Below are 21,375 nucleotides of genomic sequence, written 5' to 3' on the forward strand. Positions count from 1 at the left end.
GATATGAAAAAACTTTGGAAAAAGTGTCTGGTTCTTTTCTTGTGTTTCTGCGTGATGTGGAGCGCAGGGGGCATAGGCAATGTCTACGCTAAGTCTCTGGAGGAGATCAGACAGGAACAATTAGAAAACAAAAAGAAAAAGGACGAGGCAGAGAGCCAGAAGAACGATGCACAGAAAGTTGTTGACGATCTTCAGGACGAGGCAGATGATCTTGGCGCGACCTATAACTCATATAACAAGCGTTTGCAGAGCGTCAACCAGGAGATCACGGATACGCAAAATGCGATCGAATCTGCCAATGCCAGCATTAGTCAGTTGGAAAAGGAACTGGCTGAGGCAGAGGCGGCAGAGGCTGAACAGTATGAGGGGATGAAGACCCGTATCCAATACATGTATGAGAACGGATCCCAGTCGCTTTTGACCACCCTTCTGGAGAGTGGCTCCATGGTAGAATTTTTGCAGAGAGCCGAGTATGTGTCCTCTATCACTTCCTATGACCGAAAGATGATGAACTCCTATGCAAAGTTGCAGGAGACCATCAAGGAAAAGTCGGCAGCACTTAGTGATAAAAAGACAGAACTTTCTGCCTATAATGATACGCTTTCTGCAAAGCAGGATGAACTTGACGATCTGGTCAATGATGCCGGCAATGCCTACAGTGCCAAGAAGGGGGAAGTATCAGCGGCACAGATGTCCGTGGAAGAATACAATGCCAAGATCCAAGAGTTCCGGGACAATGAGACAGCATTAGAGGGAGAGGCAGCAGCAGCGCAGGCTGCCCTGGCACAGCAGATCCTGCAGCAGCAACAGCAACAACAGCAGCAAGGGGGAACTACAGGTGGAGACGGCAGTGATGGATCCGATGCAGGTAATGCAGGAGATGCGGACAATACACCGCAGATTCCTACGGAAAATACCGGTGGCTCGATCTCTTATTCGGATGCTGACTTGAAACTGATGGCTGCGATCATCCAGGCAGAAGCCGGAGGCGAGTCCTATGCAGGACAGTTGGCAGTCGGAACCGTTATTATGAACCGAGTCAAGAGTTCCCTGTTCCCCAATACCTTATCGGGGGTCATTTATCAGACCAACCAGTTCCAGCCGGTACGAGACGGGCATCTAGCCCTGATCCTGGAGCGTGGACCGAATGAATCCTGCACCAATGCCGCCAGACAGGTTTTGAATGGCTACCGGTCGGGCGACTGGCTCTTTTTCATGACCAAGAAGTGGGCTGATTATTACGGCATCACGGGATATACTATGATTGGAAATCATGCGTTCTTTAGAAATTGGGGAGCAAATTAGAAAAAACGTGGATACTTTTCTGAGGGAAGGTGTCCGCGTTTTTGTGCTATAAGAAAGAGAAAATGATTTATTAAATTTTGATTAGTGTTTATAATAAAAAAAGACTTCTATATGAAGCCTTTAAGCACACCCTGTGCTGCTGGAAAAACCAGTGAATTGAATAAATTTTTATTTGAACTCGCAGTGTAAATTTGTAGGGGAACTACAATTTACATTTGTATGGTAGCGCAAAGATGGAGGAATGTCAAATGAAAAATGAGAAAAAGTACTATTTAGGATTGGACATTGGAACGGATTCTGTGGGCTATGCTGTGACAGACACAGAATATCGTTTGTTAAAGTTTCATGGGAGTGATGCATGGGGGAGTCATGTGTTTAGTGCTGCTGCCCTTTGTGATGAGCGTAGAAATTTTCGCTCTGCGCGGCGCAGATTGGATCGAAGACAACAGAGAGTGAAACTTTTGCAGGAAATCTTTGCGGATGAGATTGCAAAGATTGATCCGCGCTTTTTTATACGTTTATCAGAGAGTTATTTGTGGCGTGAAGATACAGCAGACAGGTATATTTTCTTTAATGATAAGGAATATACAGATGTTCAATATATGGGAGAATATCCGACAATTCACCATCTTATTTCGGATTTAATGCATGATAAAAAGAAACATGATGTGAGGCAGGTATATTTGGCATGTGCATGGTTAGTTGCGCATAGAGGACATTTTTTGAATCAGATCAGCGTGGAACATATGGATTCATTGCTAGATATTCAGGAAGTATATCAGAATTTTCTGGGATTTTTTATAGATAATGGCTTTGAAAATCCGTGGTCATCAGATGCGCAGGCTATTGGTGCGATTTTAAAAGAGCATGAGAGAGTGACAGAAAAACATAATCTTTTAGCGGCATCTATGTTGGATGATAGAAAGCCAAACAAGAATGTAAGCGAAACTTTTCCATACAGTGAATATCATATTATTCGTTTACTGGCAGGAGGAACTTGTAAATTACAGGATTTATATGGAAAAGATGAGTATGAAGCCTTTGGCTCCCTTTCGCTTGAGATGGATGATGATAAAATGGCGGAGATCATGGTCAACATTGGAGATGACTATGATCTGATTTCTGTATTACGCAATTTACATGATTGGAGTGTACTGGCAGAAGTTTTAGATGCGGAATCCGGAATTACAACGATTTCGGAGGCAAAAGTGAAAATATATGAGCAGCATAAAGCGGATCTTAAGACATTAAAATACTTTATACGTAAGTATTGTCCAACAAAATATGATATGGTTTTTCGTGAAGCACGAAATGACAACTATGTGGCCTATTCCTATCATGTCAACCGAGATATAGCAGACCAGGTCAAAAGCAAGGCGGATGTTGAAACTTTCTCGAAGTTTCTTGAAAAAATAGTAGGGAAAATTCAGCCAGATGAGGAGGATGAAGCCGCTTATCAGGGGATGTATGGGCGGCTGGAATTACGACAGTTTTTGCCAAAACAAAAAAATACGGATAATCGTGTGATTCCGCATCAGTTGTATGAATATGAATTAAAGAAAATTCTGGACAATGCAAGCAAGTATTTACCATTTTTAAAACAGAATGAAGATGGAATTTCAAATAAAGATAAGATATTAAGTGTATTTAAGTTTAAAATCCCATATTATGTTGGACCACTGAATACAAATTCTGATTTTGCATGGATTCAGCGCAAAGCAGGAAAAATTTTGCCTTGGAATTTTCAGAGCATGATCGATGATGATGCGAGCGAAGAAGCATTCATAAAAAAGATGACAAATCAATGTACATATCTTCCAGGAGAAGCAGTTTTGCCGAAGGATTCTTTATGCTATCAGAAGTTCATGGTTTTGAATGAGATAAATAATCTAAAAATAGATGGTAGAAAGATACCGGTAGAAGCCAAGCAGGGACTATATACATGTCTTTTCTTAAAATATAAGCGTGTAAAGAAAAAGCAGATTGAGGATTATTTGATCAGTAATGGATATTTAGATAAAAATCACAGAGAGAGTCTGAGCGGAATTGATGTGACGATCAAATCATCATTATCTTCCTATCTTTCTTTCAAGCGATTGTTGGATAAGAAGATACTGAGTGAACAGGAAGTGGAGCGGATTATTGAGAGATCTTCGTATGCAGAAGATAAAGGTCGTGTAGGAAAGTGGTTACGAAAGAATTATCCGGATTTGTCAGATGAAGATGTCACATATATTTGCAAAATAAAAACCAAAGATTTTGGAAGACTATCACGCAAATTCCTAACTGGCATGGAAGGGGTTTGCAAAGCAACAGGAGAGATAGCGACCATTATCAACATGATGTGGGAAACCAATGATAATCTGATGGAATTGTTATCAGAACGATATACTTTTGTAGAGACAATTGATGCATGCAGAAAAGAGTATTATACGGGAAGAAAGCAGACATTAGAAGAACGTTTAGATGAAATGTATGTATCAAATGCAGTTAGAAGACCAATATATCGTACCCTAGATATCGTAAAAGATATTGAAAAAGCATTTGGAACACCTGAAAAAATCTTTGTTGAGATGGCGAGAGGAGGAGTACCAGAGCAAAAAGGGAGACGGACAAAATCACGTTATCAGCAGATTCTGGATTATTATGCAAAGTGCCGGGAAGAGGATGTTCGCGATTTGAAACATCAGTTAGAGACCATGGGCGAATACGTGGATAATCGTTTGCAAAGTGATCGGTTGTTTTTATATTTTATGCAATTCGGGAAATCGGCATATAGCGGAACTCCTATCTCGATTGAGCGTTTAATGGCAGGTTCCAAAGAATACGATATCGATCATATATATCCACAGGCATATGTTAAGGATGACAGCATTATCAATAATAAGGTATTAGTGCTGTCAGAGGAAAATGGTGCAAAACAAGATGTTTATCCGATCAAAGCAGAAATTCGCAACCAAATGCAAAGTACATGGGCATACTGGCATCATTTGGGAACCATTTCAGATGAAAAATACAAACGACTGATTCGCTCAACTCCATTTACAGAGGACGAAAAGTATGGATTTATCAACCGTCAGTTGACAGAAACGTCGCAGTCCACAAAAGTAGTAGCCGAATTGCTGAAGGAAAGATTTCCACAGACGATAATTGTTTATTCTAAGGCAGGACTGGTTTCTGAGTTTAGACATGAGTTTGATCTGTATAAATCACGTACATATAACGATCTGCATCATGCGGTGGATGCGTATTTGAACGTGGTGGTAGGAAATGTGTATCATATGCGATTTTCGCGTCAATGGTTCCGTGTCGAGTCCAGGTATAGTGTTAAGACGAAAACCTTATTTACACACACTGTTAAATGTCAGGATCAAATTGTTTGGAACAAGGAAGAAATGTTACCGCGAGTACTTAAAACAGCAAAGAAGAATACGGCTCACTTTACCAAGTATGCAAGTTTTAAGACTGGTGGATTATTCGACCAGCAACCAGTAAAGAAGGGAGCAAACTTGATACCATTAAAGGCAGGACTCCCAACGGAAAAATATGGTGGCTACAATAAGGCGGGGGTTATGTTTTTTATTCCGGTACAGTATAGGACTGGAAAAAAGTCGACCTTAATGGTATTGTCGGTGGAACTTTTATATGGCAAGAGATTTCTGGAAGACACGACATTTGCCAGAGAGTATGCGAAAGATCGTTTACAGCGCATTACGGGAAAGCCCGTGGATATTGTGGATTTCCCAATGGGAATGCGACCATGGAAGGTAAATACCATATTGTCTTTAGATGGATTCCGCGTGTGTATCACGGGAAATGCGAGTGGAGGTAAGTGTTTGATTGCACAGCCGGTTGTGCAGTTTTCATCGGATGAGTATTGGAAGTATTATCTGAAAAAAGTAGAGAGGTTAACGGAAAAAGTATCCAATAACCCACGATACGTTTATGATGTGGACTATGATGTAGTGCAGGCAGAGGATAATTTGAAATTATATGACCTCTATATAGATAAATTGCAAAATACCATTTACAAAAAACGAATCAACTCTCCATTACAACTTCTTATAGATGGGAGGGAACGGTTTATAGGATGTAATGTAATAGAACAGTGTCAGGTGTTGTTAAATATTCATCAGGTGTTTGGCAGAATGACGGCGGGATGTAATCTGGAAAAAATAGGTGGAAAAGCGCATAGTGCTGCGACAGTAAGTTTTAGTAGCACGATGTCAAACTGGAAAAAGAATTATTCAGATGTACGCATTATTGATCAATCGGCATCTGGATTGTGGGAAGTGGTTTCGGATAACATTTTGGAGTATGTATGAGTTGGCGAGTGGTAGTCATTGAAAGTCAATCCAAATTAGATTACAAGATGGGGTATCTGGTCGTACGTGGATTGGAGACAAAACGTGTTCTTTTAGATGAAATAGCGGTGCTTCTTATAGAGAATCCTGCAGTTTCTATGACAGGTGTCTTGATTGCGGCGTTGACGGAAAAGAAAATAAAAGTAATCTTCTGTGATGCAAAACGAAATCCTATTGCGGAATTGGTACCTCATCATGGTTGCCATGACAGTTCAGCCAAGATTCGTTCACAAATAGCGTGGGAACAGACGGTGAAAGATAGTATCTGGCGAGATATTGTAAGTGAAAAAATACGAAAACAGGCAGATTTTCTCCTGGAAATAGGATGTTCGGAGCAGGCAAGGATGCTATCCGGTTATACAGAACAGATTGAACTTGCGGATACGACGAATCGTGAAGGACACGCTGCAAAGGTGTATTTTAATGCACTTTTTGGAATGGAATTTACCAGAAGTGCCGATATAGCCATCAATGCTGCGCTAAACTATGGTTATAGCATGATTCTTTCGGCATTTAATCGGGAAATCAGTGCGAAGGGATATTTGACACAATTGGGAATCTTTCACAATAATATGTTCAATCATTTTAATTTGTCCAGTGATCTGATGGAACCATTTCGTATTTTGGTCGATCGGCTTGTATACCAAATGCAGCCGGTGGAATTTGATACAGAAGAAAAACATGAAATGTGGCGCATCATGGATCAAAAAGTGAGTATTGATGGACAGAGTCAGTTTGTAATGAATGCTATTAAGATATATACAAAAAGCGTATTGGATGCAATTAATGATGGAGATGCTTCGCTTATAAAGTTTTATGGTATGTTGTAGCGAAAGCATTTGGGAGATAAAATGGCAGGGTTTCGATTTATGAGGATGTTAGTCTTTTTTGATTTACCGACACTTACAACGGAAGACAAACGGCAATATCGGCAGTTTCGAAAACTGTTGATAAAAAATGGATTTATTATGTTGCAAGAATCTGTATATTGCAAAATGATGACAAGCCCATCTATGGAAAATTCGATTAAGTTGCTTATTCATAAGAATAAACCGTCACAGGGAATCATACAGACGCTGGTTGTAACAGAAAAGCAATTTGTCAAGATGGATTATGTAGTCGGAGAGTATACAGGCGATGTGATCGATACAGAGGAAAGGCTGGTTGTGCTATGAAAGTATATATTCCACAAATAGATAGCACAGTTACGTGTGAAGCGGGGTGTTGCCAGACAATCGTGATTGAGAATCAAAAAGGACTCATAACAAAGATTGTCAATCGGATGCAACAACGGGCAATAGGAGAAGATTATTTTTTGAAGATGTCAACCCTGGTAGCAGAATGGGAGCAATTACTTTTGGAATTATCCACGGAGATGACAGGCCATATAAGTTTTTCAAAGGTTAATATAGAATCCCTGATCAAGGCAGCAGGAGTGGAAGTGGAGAATGTTTATGATAATCTGGGGGAAAAGTTGTTGGATTATTTTGAACTGGTGCAGATATACGATCATAATAAGTTGTTTTTCCTGATCAATCTGAGAAGTTATTTATCGGATGGAGAGATGGAAGAATTTTTTGAAGATGTGCAAAATCGTGGATATACGGTTTTATTCATAGATGCCATGGAACATCCAATTTCAGAGCGAGAACATAGAATTATAGTGGATGCAGATCAATGTATTTTATGTTAAAATAAAAGTGTTTCCAATAAACTATGAATGTTACGCAAATATTTCGCAGATATTTTTCTTGAATGATTTGAGGTTTGAGAGCAGTGTAAATTTGTAGGGGAAACAAACTTTTCGGCAAATTCATCAGCACCATAGCTGTTTGAGAGCAGTGTAAATTTGTAGGGGAAACAAACCGTCACCCTCTGCGATTGTCAATTCTTCCGGTTTGAGAGCAGTGTAAATTTGTAGGGGAAACAAACCAGCACCCGGAAATCTTCTCATCCAGAGGGTTTGAGAGCAGTGTAAATTTGTAGGGGAAACAAACAAATACCACCGTTTTTATACCAACTGATCCGTTTGAGAGCAGTGTAAATTTGTAGGGGAAACAAACTGGATGTCCGGCCTTAGAATTTACAAAGGGTTTGAGAGCAGTGTAAATTTGTAGGGGAAACAAACCGTTTGACGAATTATTCTCTCAGCTTGACGTTTGAGAGCAGTGTAAATTTGTAGGGGAAACAAACCGTTGTAGTCACAAAACTTCATGAACTTATGTTTGAGAGCAGTGTAAATTCGTAGGGGAAACAAACCATCGGTCTGCTCTGTTTCCTTTACCTCGGGTTTGAGAGCAGTGTAAATTCGTAGGGGAAACAAACGGGAGGGGGAACAGGAAATTATAGACATGAGTTTGAGAGCAGTGTAAATTCGTAGGGGAAACAAACAAAATGCATACATAAAAATGCGCCATATGTGTTTGAGAGCAGTGTAAATTCGTAGGGGAAACAAACACTGGAAAATGTTCAGCATTATGTACAACCGTTTGAGAGCAGTGTAAATTCGTAGGGGAAACAAGCTACAAAAGATTTTTCCGTATTTGTACCCGTGTTTGAGAGCAGTGTAAATTCGTAGGGGAAACAAACATTTGGCAGCGTCCGTAAATACAAGGGAAAGCTTGAGAGCAGTGTAAATTCGTAGGGGAAACAAACGCTGCATAACTGATAGCCTCTCCTTTTTTCGTTTGAGAGCAGTGTAAATTTGTAGGGGAAACAAACCAAAAGCAGTATTATAACTCATCGAATAATGTTTGAGAGCAGTGTAAATTCGTAGGGGAAACAAACTAAAATGGCAGATGTATTAGCACAAATAAGAGTTTCGATAAACTGTGGAATAGATGTTTGACATAGAGCAGAAGCGATGTTAATATAATAATAGAAAAGGTGCTACCTATGACGGTTCGCCTGAAAAATGGGTAAAAATAACCGCTTAACTTGTCAGGTTGGGGCGGTTATTTTTGTGCCTTGGAATCACGCTTCCCATGAGCGTAACCCAGACTGTAAAAAGTCGCACACAGTGAAATCACTGCGATTAAGTCACTGATGGTCAGCATATGCACATACCTCCTTTCGTAAGATTTCCCTCAAAAAGAGAGATAAATCTATGTAATCGGAGCTATGTAATACTCTCCGCGCAAAGCGAACCGCCATTTCACGTCAAGTGAAGTAGCACCTTAGGCTGTAAAGCCTATAATTATCGTATCAAACATTTGTTCTGAATACAAGATATGTTATTGAAAATCCTAAAATAAAGTTTTGACTGTTCGCCTGCTCAAAATAGTAAAATCCCAGTTCTTTTTTTGTAATAGATGCAAGAAAAATAATTCCGAAAATTACGCAAATTGTGTTTGGATAAGACACAATTATAAGGCGAAATTCCAACGCTAAGATAGAAAATGAAAATGGCAAACCCCCATATATTGATAATTTTTTAACAAAGATAAGAAACAGGTCAAAAAAGTATGTGGCGAAAAACTTGTGAATATTCTGACAATTTTATTTTGCAAGCCGCAAGTGTAAAAAAGTTGGCTTGCATGAAGAATAATTTTGTGCTACTATAAGTTCATGCGGAAACGCTGTTTTCTTTTTTTTACTTTCGCTTGTTAAAAAAATAACGAATGGTAAAAAAAGAGAAGTAGCAAATAAGAAATAAAAAGGAGAAAGAACATGGGAAAGAAAGTCGTTTTAGCAGGTGCATGTCGTACTGCAATCGGAAAAATGGGGGGAGCACTCAGCAACACACCAGCAGCAGATCTTGGTGCTATTGTTATTAAGGAAGCATTAAATCGTGCAGGTGTAAAACCAGAGATGGTAGACGAAGTTAAGATGGGATGTGTTATCCAGGCTGCACAGGGGCAGAACGTAGCCCGTCAGGCAGCGATCAAGGCAGGACTTCCGATCGAGGTTCCGGCAATCACGATCAACGTTGTTTGCGGATCCGGTCTGAAATGTGTAAATGATGCAGCAACCATGATCATGGCAGGAGAGGCTGATATCGTTGTAGCAGGTGGTATGGAGAATATGTCAATGGCTCCTTACGCTATGACAAAGGCTCGTTTCGGATATCGTATGAACAATGCAACGATCATTGATACTATGGTAAATGATGCTTTGACAGATGCATTCAATCATTATCATATGATGATCACAGCAGAGAACGTTTGTGATAAATATGGCATTACAAGAGAAGAACTTGATGCATTCTCAGCAAACAGCCAGCAGAAATGTGAAAAGGCTATCGCAGAGGGCAAGTTTGATGACGAGATCGTTCCTGTACCGGTTAAGGTTAAGAAGGAAATGGTTGATTTCGTTAAGGATGAAGGTCCAAGACCTGGTACAACACCGGAATCACTTTCTAAGTTGCGTTGCTGCTCAGGTAAGGAAGGCGGACTTGTTACAGCAGGTAATGCTTCCGGTATCAACGATGGTGCAGCAGCAATCGTTGTTATGAGCGAGGAAAAAGCAAAAGAACTTGGTGTTACACCAATGGCTACGTGGGTTGCAGGAGCACTTGGCGGTGTTGAGCCGGAGATCATGGGTGTTGGCCCTGTTGCTTCTACAAAGAAAGTTCTTGCTAAGACAGGACTTACCATTGATGATATGGATCTGATCGAAGCAAACGAAGCATTTGCAGCACAGTCAATCGCAGTTGCAAGAGATCTGAACTTTGATATGAGCAAGGTAAATGTAAACGGTGGTGCGATCGCACTTGGTCATCCGGTTGGAGCTTCTGGATGTCGTATCCTTGTTACATTATTACATGAGATGCAGAAGAGAGAGTCTAAGAGAGGTCTTGCAACACTTTGTATCGGTGGTGGCATGGGCTGCTCAACAATCGTTGAAAAATATGAATAAAAATTTTTAAAAGTATATTTTATGGAGGTGCTAACATGAAGGTTGGTGTTATTGGAGCAGGAACAATGGGACAGGGCATTGCAAAGGCATTTGCCCAGGTCGATGGATATGAAGTCGCACTTTGCGATATCAAGCAGGAATGGGCTGAAAGCGGAAAGGCTAAGATCGAAAAAGGCTATGCCCGTCTGGTAGAAAAAGGAAAATTAACACAGGAAGCTGTAGATGCTATCCTTGCTAAGATCACTCCTGGATTAAAGGAAGACCTTTGCAAAGATTGTGACCTCATCGTTGAGGCTGCTTTTGAAGATATGGATGTTAAGAAGACAACATTTGCAGAGTTGGATAAGATCGCAAAGCCGGAATGTATCTTTGCATCAAACACATCCAGTCTTTCTATCACAGAGATCGGTAATGGTCTGACCCGTCCTATGGTTGGTATGCATTTCTTCAACCCGGCAGACCGTATGAAACTGATCGAGGTTATCGCAGGTGTGAACACACCGGCTGAGACTGTAGATGCCATCAAGAAGATCGCAGAGGAGATCGGCAAGACTCCTGTTCAGGTAAATGAAGCAGCAGGATTCGTTGTAAACCGTATCCTGATCCCAATGATCAACGAAGCAGCATTTATCAAGATGGAAGGTGTATCTGATATCGCAGGTATTGATGCCGCTATGAAACTTGGCGCAAATCATCCAATGGGCCCTTTGGAGTTGGGAGATTTCGTTGGTTTGGATATCTGCCTTGCTATCATGGATGTTCTTTATAAGGAAACAGGCGACAGTAAGTATCGTGCATGCCCACTCATCCGCAAGATGGTTCGTGGTGGAAACTTAGGTGTAAAGAGTGGTAAAGGCTTCTATGTTTACAATGCAGACCGTACCAAGACACCGGTAGACGCACAGTAAGATTAGGATTTTAAAGCCCCGTCCATGCAGGCGGGGCACATCATCGAATATTATTTATGAAAGACGGAGGAATGATGATCATGGATTTCGGTTTAGATAAGAAACATGAAATGGCGCGTACTTTATTTAAAGAGTTCGCTGAGACAGAAGTAAAGCCTCTTGCACAGGAAGTTGACGAGACAGAGCAGTTCCCTGCTGAAACAGTTGCAAAGATGGCAAAGAGTGGATTTATGGGAATCCCGGTACCAAAGGAATACGGCGGACAGGGATGTGATCCTTTGACCTATGTTATGTGTGTAGAGGAATTGTCAAAGGTATGTGCAACCACAGGTGTTATCGTTTCTGCACATACATCACTTTGTATCGACCCGATCATGACATACGGAACCGAAGAACAGAAGCAGAAATATGTAAAGCCTTTGGCAACCGGTGAGAAACTTGGTGCATTTGCTCTTACAGAGCCGGGTGCCGGTACAGATGCACAAGGGGCACAGACAAAGGCTGTTCTTGATGGCGATGAGTGGGTATTAAACGGATCTAAGTGCTTTATCACAAATGGTAAAGTCGCAGACGTTTACATTGTTATCGCTATCACAAGTGTGACAGAAGACAAGAGAGGCAGAAAGAAAAAGAACTTCTCTGCATTTATCGTAGAAAAGGGAGCACCTGGATTCTCCTTCGGAACAAAGGAAAAGAAGATGGGTATCCGCGGTTCATCTACATATGAATTGATCTTTGAAGATTGCAGAATTCCAAAGGACGCATTACTTGGACCGGAAGGCAAGGGCTTCCCGATCGCTATGCATACTCTGGATGGCGGACGTATCGGTATCGCCGCACAGGCTCTTGGTATTGCAGAGGGCGCATTGGATCGTGCGATCGCTTATACAAAGGAAAGAAAGCAGTTTGGTCGTTCTATCGCCCAGCAGCAGAATACACAGTTCAAACTGGCTGATATGGCTACCCGTGTTGAGGCTGCACAGTTTTTGGTTTACAGAGCCGCTATGGCAAAGGCAAACCAGAAGGTTTACTCTGTAGAGGCTGCTAAGGCAAAACTTTTTGCTGCTGAAACAGCAATGGCTGTTACAACCGAGGTTGTTCAACTCTTTGGTGGATATGGTTATATCCGTGAATATGATGTAGAGCGTATGATGAGAGATGCCAAGATCACTGAGATCTATGAAGGAACTTCAGAAGTTCAGCGTATGGTTATCTCTGGTGCATTACTGAAATAGAAATAGGAGGAAATGAATACATGAAAATCGTAGTATGTATTAAACAGGTTCCTGATACAAAGGGCGGCGTAAAGTTCAACCCGGACGGAACACTTGATAGAGCAGCAATGCTTGCCATTATGAACCCGGATGACAAAGCCGGCTTAGAGGCAGCACTTCGAATCAAAGACGAGATCGGTGCAGAAGTTACCGTTCTTACCATGGGTCTTCCAAAGGCAGATGACGTACTTCGTGAGGCATTGGCTATGGGAGCAGACAATGCGATCCTTGTTACAGACAGAGTACTTGGTGGAGCCGATACATGGGCTACATCTACAACCATTGCCGGTGCACTGAGAAACATTGACTATGATCTTATCATCACAGGTCGTCAGGCAATCGATGGTGATACTGCACAGGTTGGACCACAGATTGCAGAGCACTTGGGAATCCCGGTTATCTCCTATGCAGAAGATATCAAGGTAGAAGGAGACTCTGTTATTGTTAAGCGTCAGTATGAAGACAGATACCATATCTTAAAGGCACAGATGCCATGTCTGGTAACCGCCCTTTCTGAATTAAATACACCAAGATATATGACTCCTGGCGGAATCTTCGATGCCTATGACAAAGAAGTTACCGTATGGGGACGTGCAGACTTAAAGGATGTTGATGATTCTGACCTTGGATTAAAGGGATCACCTACCAAGATCGCTAAGGCATCTGACAAGGTACGCAAGGGCGCAGGTGAGAAAGTTACATTAGATCCATCTGAATCCGTATCTTATATCATGGACAAATTAAAAGAGAAACATGTAATCTAATTTGGAAGGAAAACGGTGAATAAAATGGCATTAGAAGAATATAAGGGCGTATTTATTTACGCACAACAGGTAGATAATGAAATTAGTTCCATTGCCTTTGAATTGATCGGAAAGGCAAAAGAACTGGCTGCTGATCTTGGAACAGATGTAACGGCAGTTCTTTTGGGACACAATGTAGGAAATCTCGTTGATTCTTTGGCTGAGTATGGTGCAGACAAGGTAATCGTTGTAGATGATCCGGAACTTGAAACATACAGAACAGAACCATATGCACATGCACTTGCTTCTGTTATCAATGAGTATAAGCCGGAGATCATGTTGGTTGGAGCAACTGCCATCGGACGTGATCTGGGACCTACCGTTTCAGCAAGAGTAAAGACAGGTCTTACCGCAGACTGTACCATGCTTGAGATCGGTGACTTCCCACTTTCTGTTCCGGAAGGAAAAGAGGATACACAAAAGCATGGTCAGTTACTTATGACAAGACCTGCATTTGGTGGAAATACGATCGCAACGATCGCCTGCCCGGACAATCGTCCACAGATGGCAACCGTTCGTCCTGGTGTTATGCAGAAGATCGAGCCGATCAAGGGTGCAAAGGCAGAAGTTATCAATTACAACCCTGGATTTACCAAGAACAACAAGTATGTTGAGATCCAGGATATCGTAAAGGCAGTTGGAACCGTTGAAAATATCATGGATGCCAAGATCTTAGTATCCGGCGGACGTGGTGTTGGCAGTGCTGAGAACTTCCAGATGTTAAAGGATCTGGCAGATGTTCTTGGTGGTATGGTATCCTGCTCACGTGCTGTTGTTGAAAATGGCTGGTTGGCACAGGATTATCAGGTAGGACAGACAGGAAAGACAGTTCGTCCGAATGTATATTTCGCAATCGGTATTTCCGGAGCAATCCAGCATGTTGCCGGCATGGAAGAATCTGACATCATTATTGCGATCAATAAGGATGCAGATGCACCGATCTTTGATGTTGCTGACTATGGTATTGTCGGTGATCTCAAGAAGATCGTACCAGCGCTGACAGAGGCTTTAAAGGCTGAGTTAGCATAATAATTGCTTTCCCATCATTTCTTATTTTCAAAAGACGAGTCGATCATGCGATCGGCTCGTTTTTGCGTCGGAGAAGGTGCCCGTGCACACTTACCCGGCTTTGCACTTTCCGAGGAACACATTTGTATATTTCGGGTAAATTCAGTACAATATAGGTGTTGATAATAATAGGGGGATAAATGAGATGGGTGGTAAAATTACAGAAATCGATACAGTCTCATTGGATGAGGCAAACAAGGCTCTCGTGATCATTGATCAGACCAAGTTGCCGGGGCAGATCCAGATGCTTTCGCTGACAAAGGCAAAGGAGATCTGGGATGCTATTTATCTTTTACAGGTCAGAGGGGCACCGGCGATCGGTGTTGCGGCAGCCATTGGTATGTATGTCTTAGCGTCGCGTTATGAGGTGGATGACTATGATGCATTTTATGCTGCATTTTGTCGGGACAAGGAATATCTTGATTCATCCAGACCGACAGCAGTCAATCTATCCTGGGCACTAAAGCGTATGGAAGGTGTGGTGACAGCCCATGCAAATGAGGATATTCCTGCCATCGTTGACGCATTGCATCAGGAGGCAATGGTCATTCGCGACGAGGACATTGCCGTATGTCACAAGATCGGTGAATATGGCATGGAACTGCTGAAGCCCGGCGATGGTGTTTTGACCCATTGCAATGCAGGCAAACTTGCAACCGTCCGTTTTGGTACGGCAACGGCACCAATTTATCTGGCAGAAGAAAATGATTATCATTTGCATGTATTTTGCGATGAAACAAGACCTCTTTTACAAGGGGCACGATTGACTGCATTTGAATTGCAGGAATCTGGTGTGGATACAACACTGATTTGTGATAATATGTCAGCAATGGTTATGAAAAACGGCTGGGTGAATGCTGTATTTGTAGGGTGTGATCGTGTCGCTGCCAACGGTGACACAGCAAATAAAATTGGTACATCTGTTGTTGCCGCTGTGGCTAAGCAGTACAATGTTCCGGTATATATTTGTGCACCGACATCTACGATTGATATGGCAACCGCCACGGGAGATGATATTGTCATTGAGGAACGTAAACCGGAAGAAATTGCAGAAATGTGGTATGAAAAGCGCATGGCACCGGAAAATGTTAAAATCTTTAATCCGGCATTCGATGTGACAGACCATGAATTGATTGCAGGCATTGTGACAGAATATGGGGTTGCACGAACTCCGTATACAGAGTCTTTAAAAGCAATTATGGATAATAAGCAAAAACGCGTATAAAAGGGAGGAAATTAGTATTATGGCAGAAGAAAAGAAAGGATGCGCTAGTGCATCTACTTGTTCAAAAGAAAGTTGTGCCGGCTGTGCATCAGCAAACAAAAAAAATCCATTTGAGGTAGAAACAAACCCAAATGCACGTATTAAACATGTGATTGGTATTGTCAGTGGTAAAGGTGGCGTAGGTAAATCTTTTGTGACATCTTCACTGGCATCTATGATGGCAAAAGCTGGATATAAGGTAGGAATTTTGGATGCAGATATCACAGGTCCATCAATTCCAAAGATGTTTGGTGTACACGGCCCGGCCATTGGTGATGATAATGGTACATTCCCAATTGAAGCAGAAGATGGAACAAAGATTATGTCTATTAATCTTCTTTTAGAGGATGAAGAACAGCCGGTAATCTGGAGAGGACCTGTTATTGCAGGTGCAGTAAAGCAGTTCTGGACAGATGTACAGTGGGGCGATGTGGATTATTTGTTTGTTGATATGCCACCTGGAACAGGTGATGTTCCACTTACGGTATTCCAGTCACTTCCGGTAGATGGTATTGTGATTGTGACATCTCCACAGGAATTGGTACAGATGATCGTAAAGAAAGCTTATAACATGGCAGGAATGATGGACGTTCCGGTACTTGGTGTTGTTGAAAACTACAGTTATGTAAAATGTCCAAACTGCGATGAAGAGATTCATATTTATGGCGATAGTCATATTGAGGATGTCGCAAAAGAACTCGGTATTTCCGTTCTCGGTAAACTTCCAATGGATCAGAAATTTGCCAAGGCAGCAGACGCAGGTGAAATCTATGCAGTAGAGAATGACTATCTTACAGAGGCAAAGACAGTTCTGGAGAAATTGTAGCAAAGAATAAGGAGATCATAGTATGATACTGGGCAAAGAGATCTTCCTTGCTCATGGTCTCCGGATGTAGGAACCAGGATTTGGAAAGTTGGATGATTCCACCAGCGCAATAATTATAAATCACGTAACGGTGCACGGGAAGTGCACCGTTTTTTCTTCAAAAACAGTCAGACTGCCCTCTAAGTTGGACTGGATATCTTCCGTCAGCATAGGCATGAGGGTGGAAAAAAGATGGCTGGATACATTGTTGGGCGAAAAATGCTGGTCTTCGATAAAGGTAATAAATTTTAAGAACATATTTGTACTCAGATCAACAATGTTCTCCGCCTGATGGTGTTCTGTGGAAAGGTTGAGATCGCCGAGGACGGCAGTGTAAAGGGTATCGCAGATGCTCCACATTACAAGCCGATGGAGATCCAGGGAAACTTGCAGGAGATTGCATAGGCAATAGAAACTATCGTAGAAAAACATGCTGAGGAGAGGTGGACATGGAGAAGAAAGAAACGAATGTGATGTTGAAAATTGCCAACATCATCGTAGATAAGAGAAATCTTATTTTTCTAGTCCCTATTTACATTTGTGTGTCTGATGTATCAACAGTATAATTATACATTTCACGAATTGCGTATGTAATTAGAAAGTCAAGTAGTCCAAATTCCATAAAATGAAATTTTAGGGCAAATTACAGACATTGGCTTGGCTGTAGTATTTTTAAACAACGTGTGTTAGACTGCTGTTATACAAATCGGAATTTATAAAGGAGAATATTGATGAAATTATTTTTATGTTCGCACTTTTCAAGTGTAGGAAGTCTGATAAAGGAAGAAATTGAAAATAAGAAAGTCGCATTTATTCCAACAGCTTCACTGCGTGAAGGCTACACCGGTTATGTCGGCTCGGCTCGAAAATTATTCAAAAAGTTGGGAGCGATCGTAACTGAAATTGATATTTCAACGGAGGCTTATTCAACGATACAGTCTGTTTTTGAAGAAGCAGATGTGATATATTTTACCGGCGGAAATTCTTTCTTTCTTATGGACCAGCTCCGTAAAACGGGAACTGATGGACTGCTGAAAAAGGAATTGGCAAATGGAAAATTGATGATCGGCGAGTCGGCAGGCGCAATTATATGCGCTCCAAGCATCCAATATATCGAGCAAATGGATGAAAAGCCGGAGGACTACTCACAAGAAGATGATGCAGGGATTGATTTGATTGATTTCTATGTTCTTCCGCATTATCTTACAGCACCATTTAAGAAAGTTACCGAGAAAATAATGACTGAGTTTTCGGATTTGAATCTATGCCCAATTAACAACCGTCAGGGAATTGTAATTGATGGTGAAGATTCAAAGGTTATTTGCAAAGACTAATTTGAAAATTCCAGTTGATATTTCACATATTTTAGGAAATTTAATAACTGTTATATTTGATTATCAAATTCTTCGCAAACCCTTGAAAATACTAAGTTTGTAGCAAGTGAACTTTCCCTTACTCTTTCCCTTGTGTTACATTTTCCCATTGCTTTTCATGAACCTTAATATGGGAAAAATTAAGGGAAAGAAAATTTCATAACACAATATAACATATAACAATAACGACATGGTGAACTGATTGAAATGTTTTCGATATTTAACTCTGTAACTGATTATCAAAAGAAAATGGAGATAAGATACGATGAGAACAATTTATGCAGAATATAATATAAACCACGATAGTATTGATGTTTACACAAGTGCTGGATATATGCTTCGCATTGATTGCTGGGAAGCTGAAAAAAATTTAAAAACCACATATGGATCAGAATGTGCGCTTACTTCATTGGCTGTGGATGAGCCTTTGGAATATGCAAGATTATATCTTGATGGCAATTTACAGATGTGGGTGGATACAGAAGATTCATTAGAACTTTATTAAGCAAGAAGTGAGATAGTGTTGTAGGGAGTTTCCTGTAGTTAAAGATACCACACCCGATATGATGAACCCACGCTTATACACTACCAGCTATGATAAAAGAAAGGACAGCAATTTGACACTGCTGTCCTTTCTTTTATAAAATTGCAGTACACAGAAAAAAGCTGTAAAATGAAAAATATATTTGTCCTTGTAACAATTCTCGGACATTTGCCTGTTATACTATCTGCAAAAAGAAAAGGAAGTGATAATATGAAGCATATTTTAATTGTCGAAGATGATAATCTTTTGAATAAAACGCTTACTTATAATTTGGAATTGGACGGTTACACAATAACTTCTGTTCTGAATGCAAGGACAGCCGCTGAATCATTAAAAACAAACATTTTTGATTTGGTATTGCTGGATATAAATTTACCAGACGGAAATGGTTATGACCTATGCCGTCTTATCAAGCCAGAGCATCCTGATACAGTAGTTATATTTCTAACTGCCAACGATCAGGAAAGCAATCAGATACGGGGATATGAAGCTGGTGCAGTGGATTATATCACGAAACCTTTTTCGATTAGTGCTTTGCAGCGAAAAATCAAAGCCATGTTCGCTATGTTGGAGCATCACAAACCAGCTAAGGATATTTACGAGGATGGTAGCTTGTTTCTGGATTTTTCGGAACAATTTGCAAGTTTGAACGGGAAACCATTAGCACTTTCTGCGATGGAATATAAAATGTTGAACCTATTTCTTAAAAATCCGAAGCAGGTACTTACTCGCCAACAATTTTTAGAAAAACTGTGGGATGTTGATGAAAAATATGTAGATGAACATACCCTTACTACTTCTATCAGCCGTATTCGCAGTAAGATTGAAGCGGATGGCGACACATATATCAAAACGGTTTATGGTATGGGGTATCAATGGACAGGAGGCGAAAAGAAATGAATCTGAATAACCTTTCTGCTAAGAAAATTTGTAGACTGGTTAGTGCTGGCATGGTTTTCTCTATGCTGGTAATTACCGGTATTTTCGGCGGTATAATGCAGGATATACGAATTTTTATAGTGGGTGGAACATTGACACTCTGTGCGTTTTTCTGGATTTGGCTATTGGTGCTGATTTTTGGAAAACGCCTTTCTCATTTTACTTCTAATTTGTGCCGGACACTGGACAACATGATTGATGGAAACGAGGAATTACAAAAGTCAAATGATAGTGAAACTCTTTTTGCCCGTATCAACCACCGCTTAATTCGGTTGTATGAGATTATGCAGAAAAACCGGCACAAGGTAGACATGGAACGACAGGAGCTTCAAATGCTGATTTCTGATATTTCACATCAAGTTAAAACGCCTGTCAGCAATTTGCAAATGGTAACGGACACACTTTTAACAAAGCCTGTTTCAGAAGAAGAACGGATGGACTTTTTACAAGGCATACGTAGTCAGACTGATAAACTGGATTTTCTGTTCCAAGCACTGGTTAAAACGTCCCGGTTGGAAACCGGAGCAATACGATTAGAAAAGAAAGACAGCAGCTTATTCCATACGCTTGCACAAGCCATGAGCAGTATTGTATATGCCGCAGAGAAAAAAGAAATTGCTGTATCCGTGGATTGCCCGGAAAATTTGATAATCTCCCATGACAGCAAGTGGACAAGCGAAGCCCTTTTCAATCTGCTGGACAATGCAGTAAAATACACTCCGTCAGGTGGAAAGATTTCTGTATCAGTGGTTCAGTGGGAAATGTACGTAGAGGTCAAAGTGACCGACACCGGCAAGGGCATTTCAGAAAGCAATCAGGCTGCCATCTTCCGGCGCTTCTATCGTGAGGAAGAAGTACACGATCAACAGGGTGTGGGAATAGGTTTGTATTTGGCTCGTGAGATTGTAACAAGGCAAGGGGGCTATATCAAGGTTGTTTCAGAGCTGAGGCAAGGCTCAGAATTTTCTATTATGCTTCCTGTAAGGTAAGATATAACCACTTTTTTTGAAATGTCCGAGCGTTGTAACATTTCACTCTGATTTTCGATAAAAATTTTTTCTATCTCGGACATTTGTGTAACATTTGTGGTTTACAATGGCTTTATCAACAGATAGAAAGCCTTGAAAGGAGCATTTGAATATGAGCATTTTACAAACAATCGACTTAAAGAAGTATTACGGCACAGAACCAAATATTACTCGTGCCCTTAATGGTGTAAATTTTACTGTGGAACAGGGAGAATTTGTTGCCGTAGTTGGAACTTCCGGCAGCGGTAAGTCTACATTGCTTCACATGATGGGAGGACTTGATACCCCCACTTCCGGCAGCGTGATTGTACGGGGAGAAGAACTCGCAAAAAAGAATGATGATGAATTGACAATTTTCCGCCGTCGTAACATCGGATTTATCTTCCAAAATTATAATCTGGTTCCGATTTTGAATGTATATGAAAATATCGTCCTGCCTGTGGAACTGGATGGCGATACAGTAGACCAGAAATTTATGGACGAAGTTGTGTATATGTTGGCTTTAGAAGATAAACTGGAAAATATGCCGAACAATCTTTCAGGCGGTCAACAGCAACGTGTAGCGATTGCACGAGCTTTAATTACGAAGCCTGCGATTATCCTTGCTGATGAACCGACCGGAAATCTTGATAGCAAGACCAGTGCAGATGTGTTAGGGCTTTTGAAGCATACCAGCGGAGAATTTAATCAGACCATTGTAATGATTACTCACAACAACGAGATCGCTCAACTCGCAGACCGCATTGTACGGATTGAAGATGGTAAAATTGTTGGCTAAAGGAG

Annotated in this window: 18 protein-coding genes and 1 CRISPR repeat array; of the genes, 17 read left to right on the top strand and 1 reads right to left on the bottom strand. The window is 41.0% G+C overall.

Translation table 11 applies throughout. The features are described from left to right. Window positions 1-3 precede the first annotated feature (3 nt). The 12 genes from H8R94_RS09770 (at window position 4) to H8R94_RS09825 (ending at window position 16,669) form a co-directional block, all read left to right on the top strand. Window positions 4-1,305 (top strand): cell wall hydrolase, encoded by a 1,302-nt coding sequence (locus H8R94_RS09770; protein WP_186854546.1) that lies wholly within the window; start codon window positions 4-6, stop codon window positions 1,303-1,305. A gap of 248 nt (window positions 1,306-1,553) precedes the next feature. Beyond that, on the top strand, window positions 1,554-5,630 hold the full coding sequence (gene cas9, locus H8R94_RS09775; RefSeq protein ID WP_186854547.1) for a type II CRISPR RNA-guided endonuclease Cas9: 4,077 nt from the start codon (window positions 1,554-1,556) through the stop codon (window positions 5,628-5,630). Further along, window positions 5,627-6,499 carry a type II CRISPR-associated endonuclease Cas1 gene (gene cas1, locus H8R94_RS09780; protein ID WP_186854548.1) on the top strand — a complete coding sequence of 291 codons (873 nt, stop codon included), beginning with the start codon at window positions 5,627-5,629 and terminating at the stop codon, window positions 6,497-6,499. The genes cas9 and cas1 overlap by 4 nt, the downstream gene beginning before the upstream one ends. Window positions 6,500-6,544: 45 nt before the next feature. Next, on the top strand, window positions 6,545-6,844 hold the full coding sequence (gene cas2, locus H8R94_RS09785; protein WP_243069561.1) for a CRISPR-associated endonuclease Cas2: 300 nt from the start codon (window positions 6,545-6,547) through the stop codon (window positions 6,842-6,844). Further along, window positions 6,841-7,362 carry a type II-A CRISPR-associated protein Csn2 gene (csn2, locus tag H8R94_RS09790; RefSeq protein ID WP_186854549.1) on the top strand — a complete coding sequence of 174 codons (522 nt, stop codon included), beginning with the start codon at window positions 6,841-6,843 and terminating at the stop codon, window positions 7,360-7,362. Before cas2 ends, csn2 begins: the two co-directional genes overlap by 4 nt. A 72-nt stretch (window positions 7,363-7,434) precedes the next feature. After that, window positions 7,435-8,456: direct repeats of the CRISPR family, unit length 36 nt; unit sequence GTTTGAGAGCAGTGTAAATTTGTAGGGGAAACAAAC. An 882-nt stretch (window positions 8,457-9,338) separates the two neighbouring features. Next, window positions 9,339-10,526, top strand: coding sequence for an acetyl-CoA C-acetyltransferase (locus H8R94_RS09795; RefSeq protein WP_186854550.1), 1,188 nt, complete (start codon window positions 9,339-9,341; stop codon window positions 10,524-10,526). Window positions 10,527-10,561: 35 nt separating this feature from the next. After that, the gene (locus H8R94_RS09800; RefSeq protein ID WP_186854551.1) at window positions 10,562-11,434 is read left to right on the top strand and encodes a 3-hydroxyacyl-CoA dehydrogenase family protein; all 873 of its coding nucleotides are present in this window, start codon (window positions 10,562-10,564) and stop codon (window positions 11,432-11,434) included. Between the two features lie 80 nt (window positions 11,435-11,514). Next, the gene (locus tag H8R94_RS09805; protein WP_118281887.1) at window positions 11,515-12,669 is read left to right on the top strand and encodes an acyl-CoA dehydrogenase; all 1,155 of its coding nucleotides are present in this window, start codon (window positions 11,515-11,517) and stop codon (window positions 12,667-12,669) included. 20 nt (window positions 12,670-12,689) lie between these two features. Next, window positions 12,690-13,472 carry an electron transfer flavoprotein subunit beta/FixA family protein gene (locus H8R94_RS09810; RefSeq protein ID WP_118281781.1) on the top strand — a complete coding sequence of 261 codons (783 nt, stop codon included), beginning with the start codon at window positions 12,690-12,692 and terminating at the stop codon, window positions 13,470-13,472. A 24-nt stretch (window positions 13,473-13,496) separates the two neighbouring features. Continuing rightward, window positions 13,497-14,540: an electron transfer flavoprotein subunit alpha/FixB family protein gene (locus tag H8R94_RS09815; RefSeq protein WP_118281782.1), complete on the top strand. Its 1,044-nt coding sequence runs from the start codon at window positions 13,497-13,499 to the stop codon at window positions 14,538-14,540. A 184-nt stretch (window positions 14,541-14,724) separates the two neighbouring features. Beyond that, the gene (mtnA, locus tag H8R94_RS09820; protein ID WP_186854552.1) at window positions 14,725-15,804 is read left to right on the top strand and encodes an S-methyl-5-thioribose-1-phosphate isomerase; all 1,080 of its coding nucleotides are present in this window, start codon (window positions 14,725-14,727) and stop codon (window positions 15,802-15,804) included. Window positions 15,805-15,823: 19 nt separating this feature from the next. Beyond that, on the top strand, window positions 15,824-16,669 hold the full coding sequence (locus tag H8R94_RS09825) for an Mrp/NBP35 family ATP-binding protein (protein ID WP_118535257.1): 846 nt from the start codon (window positions 15,824-15,826) through the stop codon (window positions 16,667-16,669). 120 nt (window positions 16,670-16,789) lie between these two features. Here H8R94_RS09825 and H8R94_RS09830 read toward each other — a convergent pair whose 3' ends face one another. Next, window positions 16,790-16,966: a hypothetical protein gene (locus H8R94_RS09830; protein WP_158575247.1), complete on the bottom strand. Its 177-nt coding sequence runs from the start codon at window positions 16,964-16,966 to the stop codon at window positions 16,790-16,792. Window positions 16,967-17,439: 473 nt separating this feature from the next. On the opposite strand from H8R94_RS09830, the gene H8R94_RS09835 reads away from it, so the two are divergent. From H8R94_RS09835 to H8R94_RS09855, 5 genes are all read left to right on the top strand, one after another. After that, window positions 17,440-18,042 (top strand): Type 1 glutamine amidotransferase-like domain-containing protein, encoded by a 603-nt coding sequence (locus H8R94_RS09835; RefSeq protein WP_007888235.1) that lies wholly within the window; start codon window positions 17,440-17,442, stop codon window positions 18,040-18,042. Window positions 18,043-18,346: 304 nt separating this feature from the next. Then, the gene (locus H8R94_RS09840; RefSeq protein ID WP_006859036.1) at window positions 18,347-18,586 is read left to right on the top strand and encodes a DUF6061 family protein; all 240 of its coding nucleotides are present in this window, start codon (window positions 18,347-18,349) and stop codon (window positions 18,584-18,586) included. Between the two features lie 249 nt (window positions 18,587-18,835). After that, window positions 18,836-19,525, top strand: coding sequence for a response regulator transcription factor (locus H8R94_RS09845; protein ID WP_009265522.1), 690 nt, complete (start codon window positions 18,836-18,838; stop codon window positions 19,523-19,525). Then, complete coding sequence (locus H8R94_RS09850; RefSeq protein ID WP_006859034.1) at window positions 19,522-20,553, top strand: sensor histidine kinase; 1,032 nt, start codon at window positions 19,522-19,524, stop codon at window positions 20,551-20,553. The genes H8R94_RS09845 and H8R94_RS09850 overlap by 4 nt, the downstream gene beginning before the upstream one ends. Window positions 20,554-20,704: 151 nt before the next feature. Further along, a complete protein-coding gene (locus H8R94_RS09855; RefSeq protein WP_006859033.1) occupies window positions 20,705-21,370 on the top strand; it encodes an ABC transporter ATP-binding protein in 666 nt (221 codons plus the stop codon). Window positions 21,371-21,375: the final 5 nt, after the last annotated feature.

It is taken from the genome of Roseburia lenta (assembly GCF_014287435.1).
In the GTDB taxonomy this organism is placed as follows: Bacteria; Bacillota; Clostridia; order Lachnospirales; family Lachnospiraceae; genus Pararoseburia; species Pararoseburia lenta.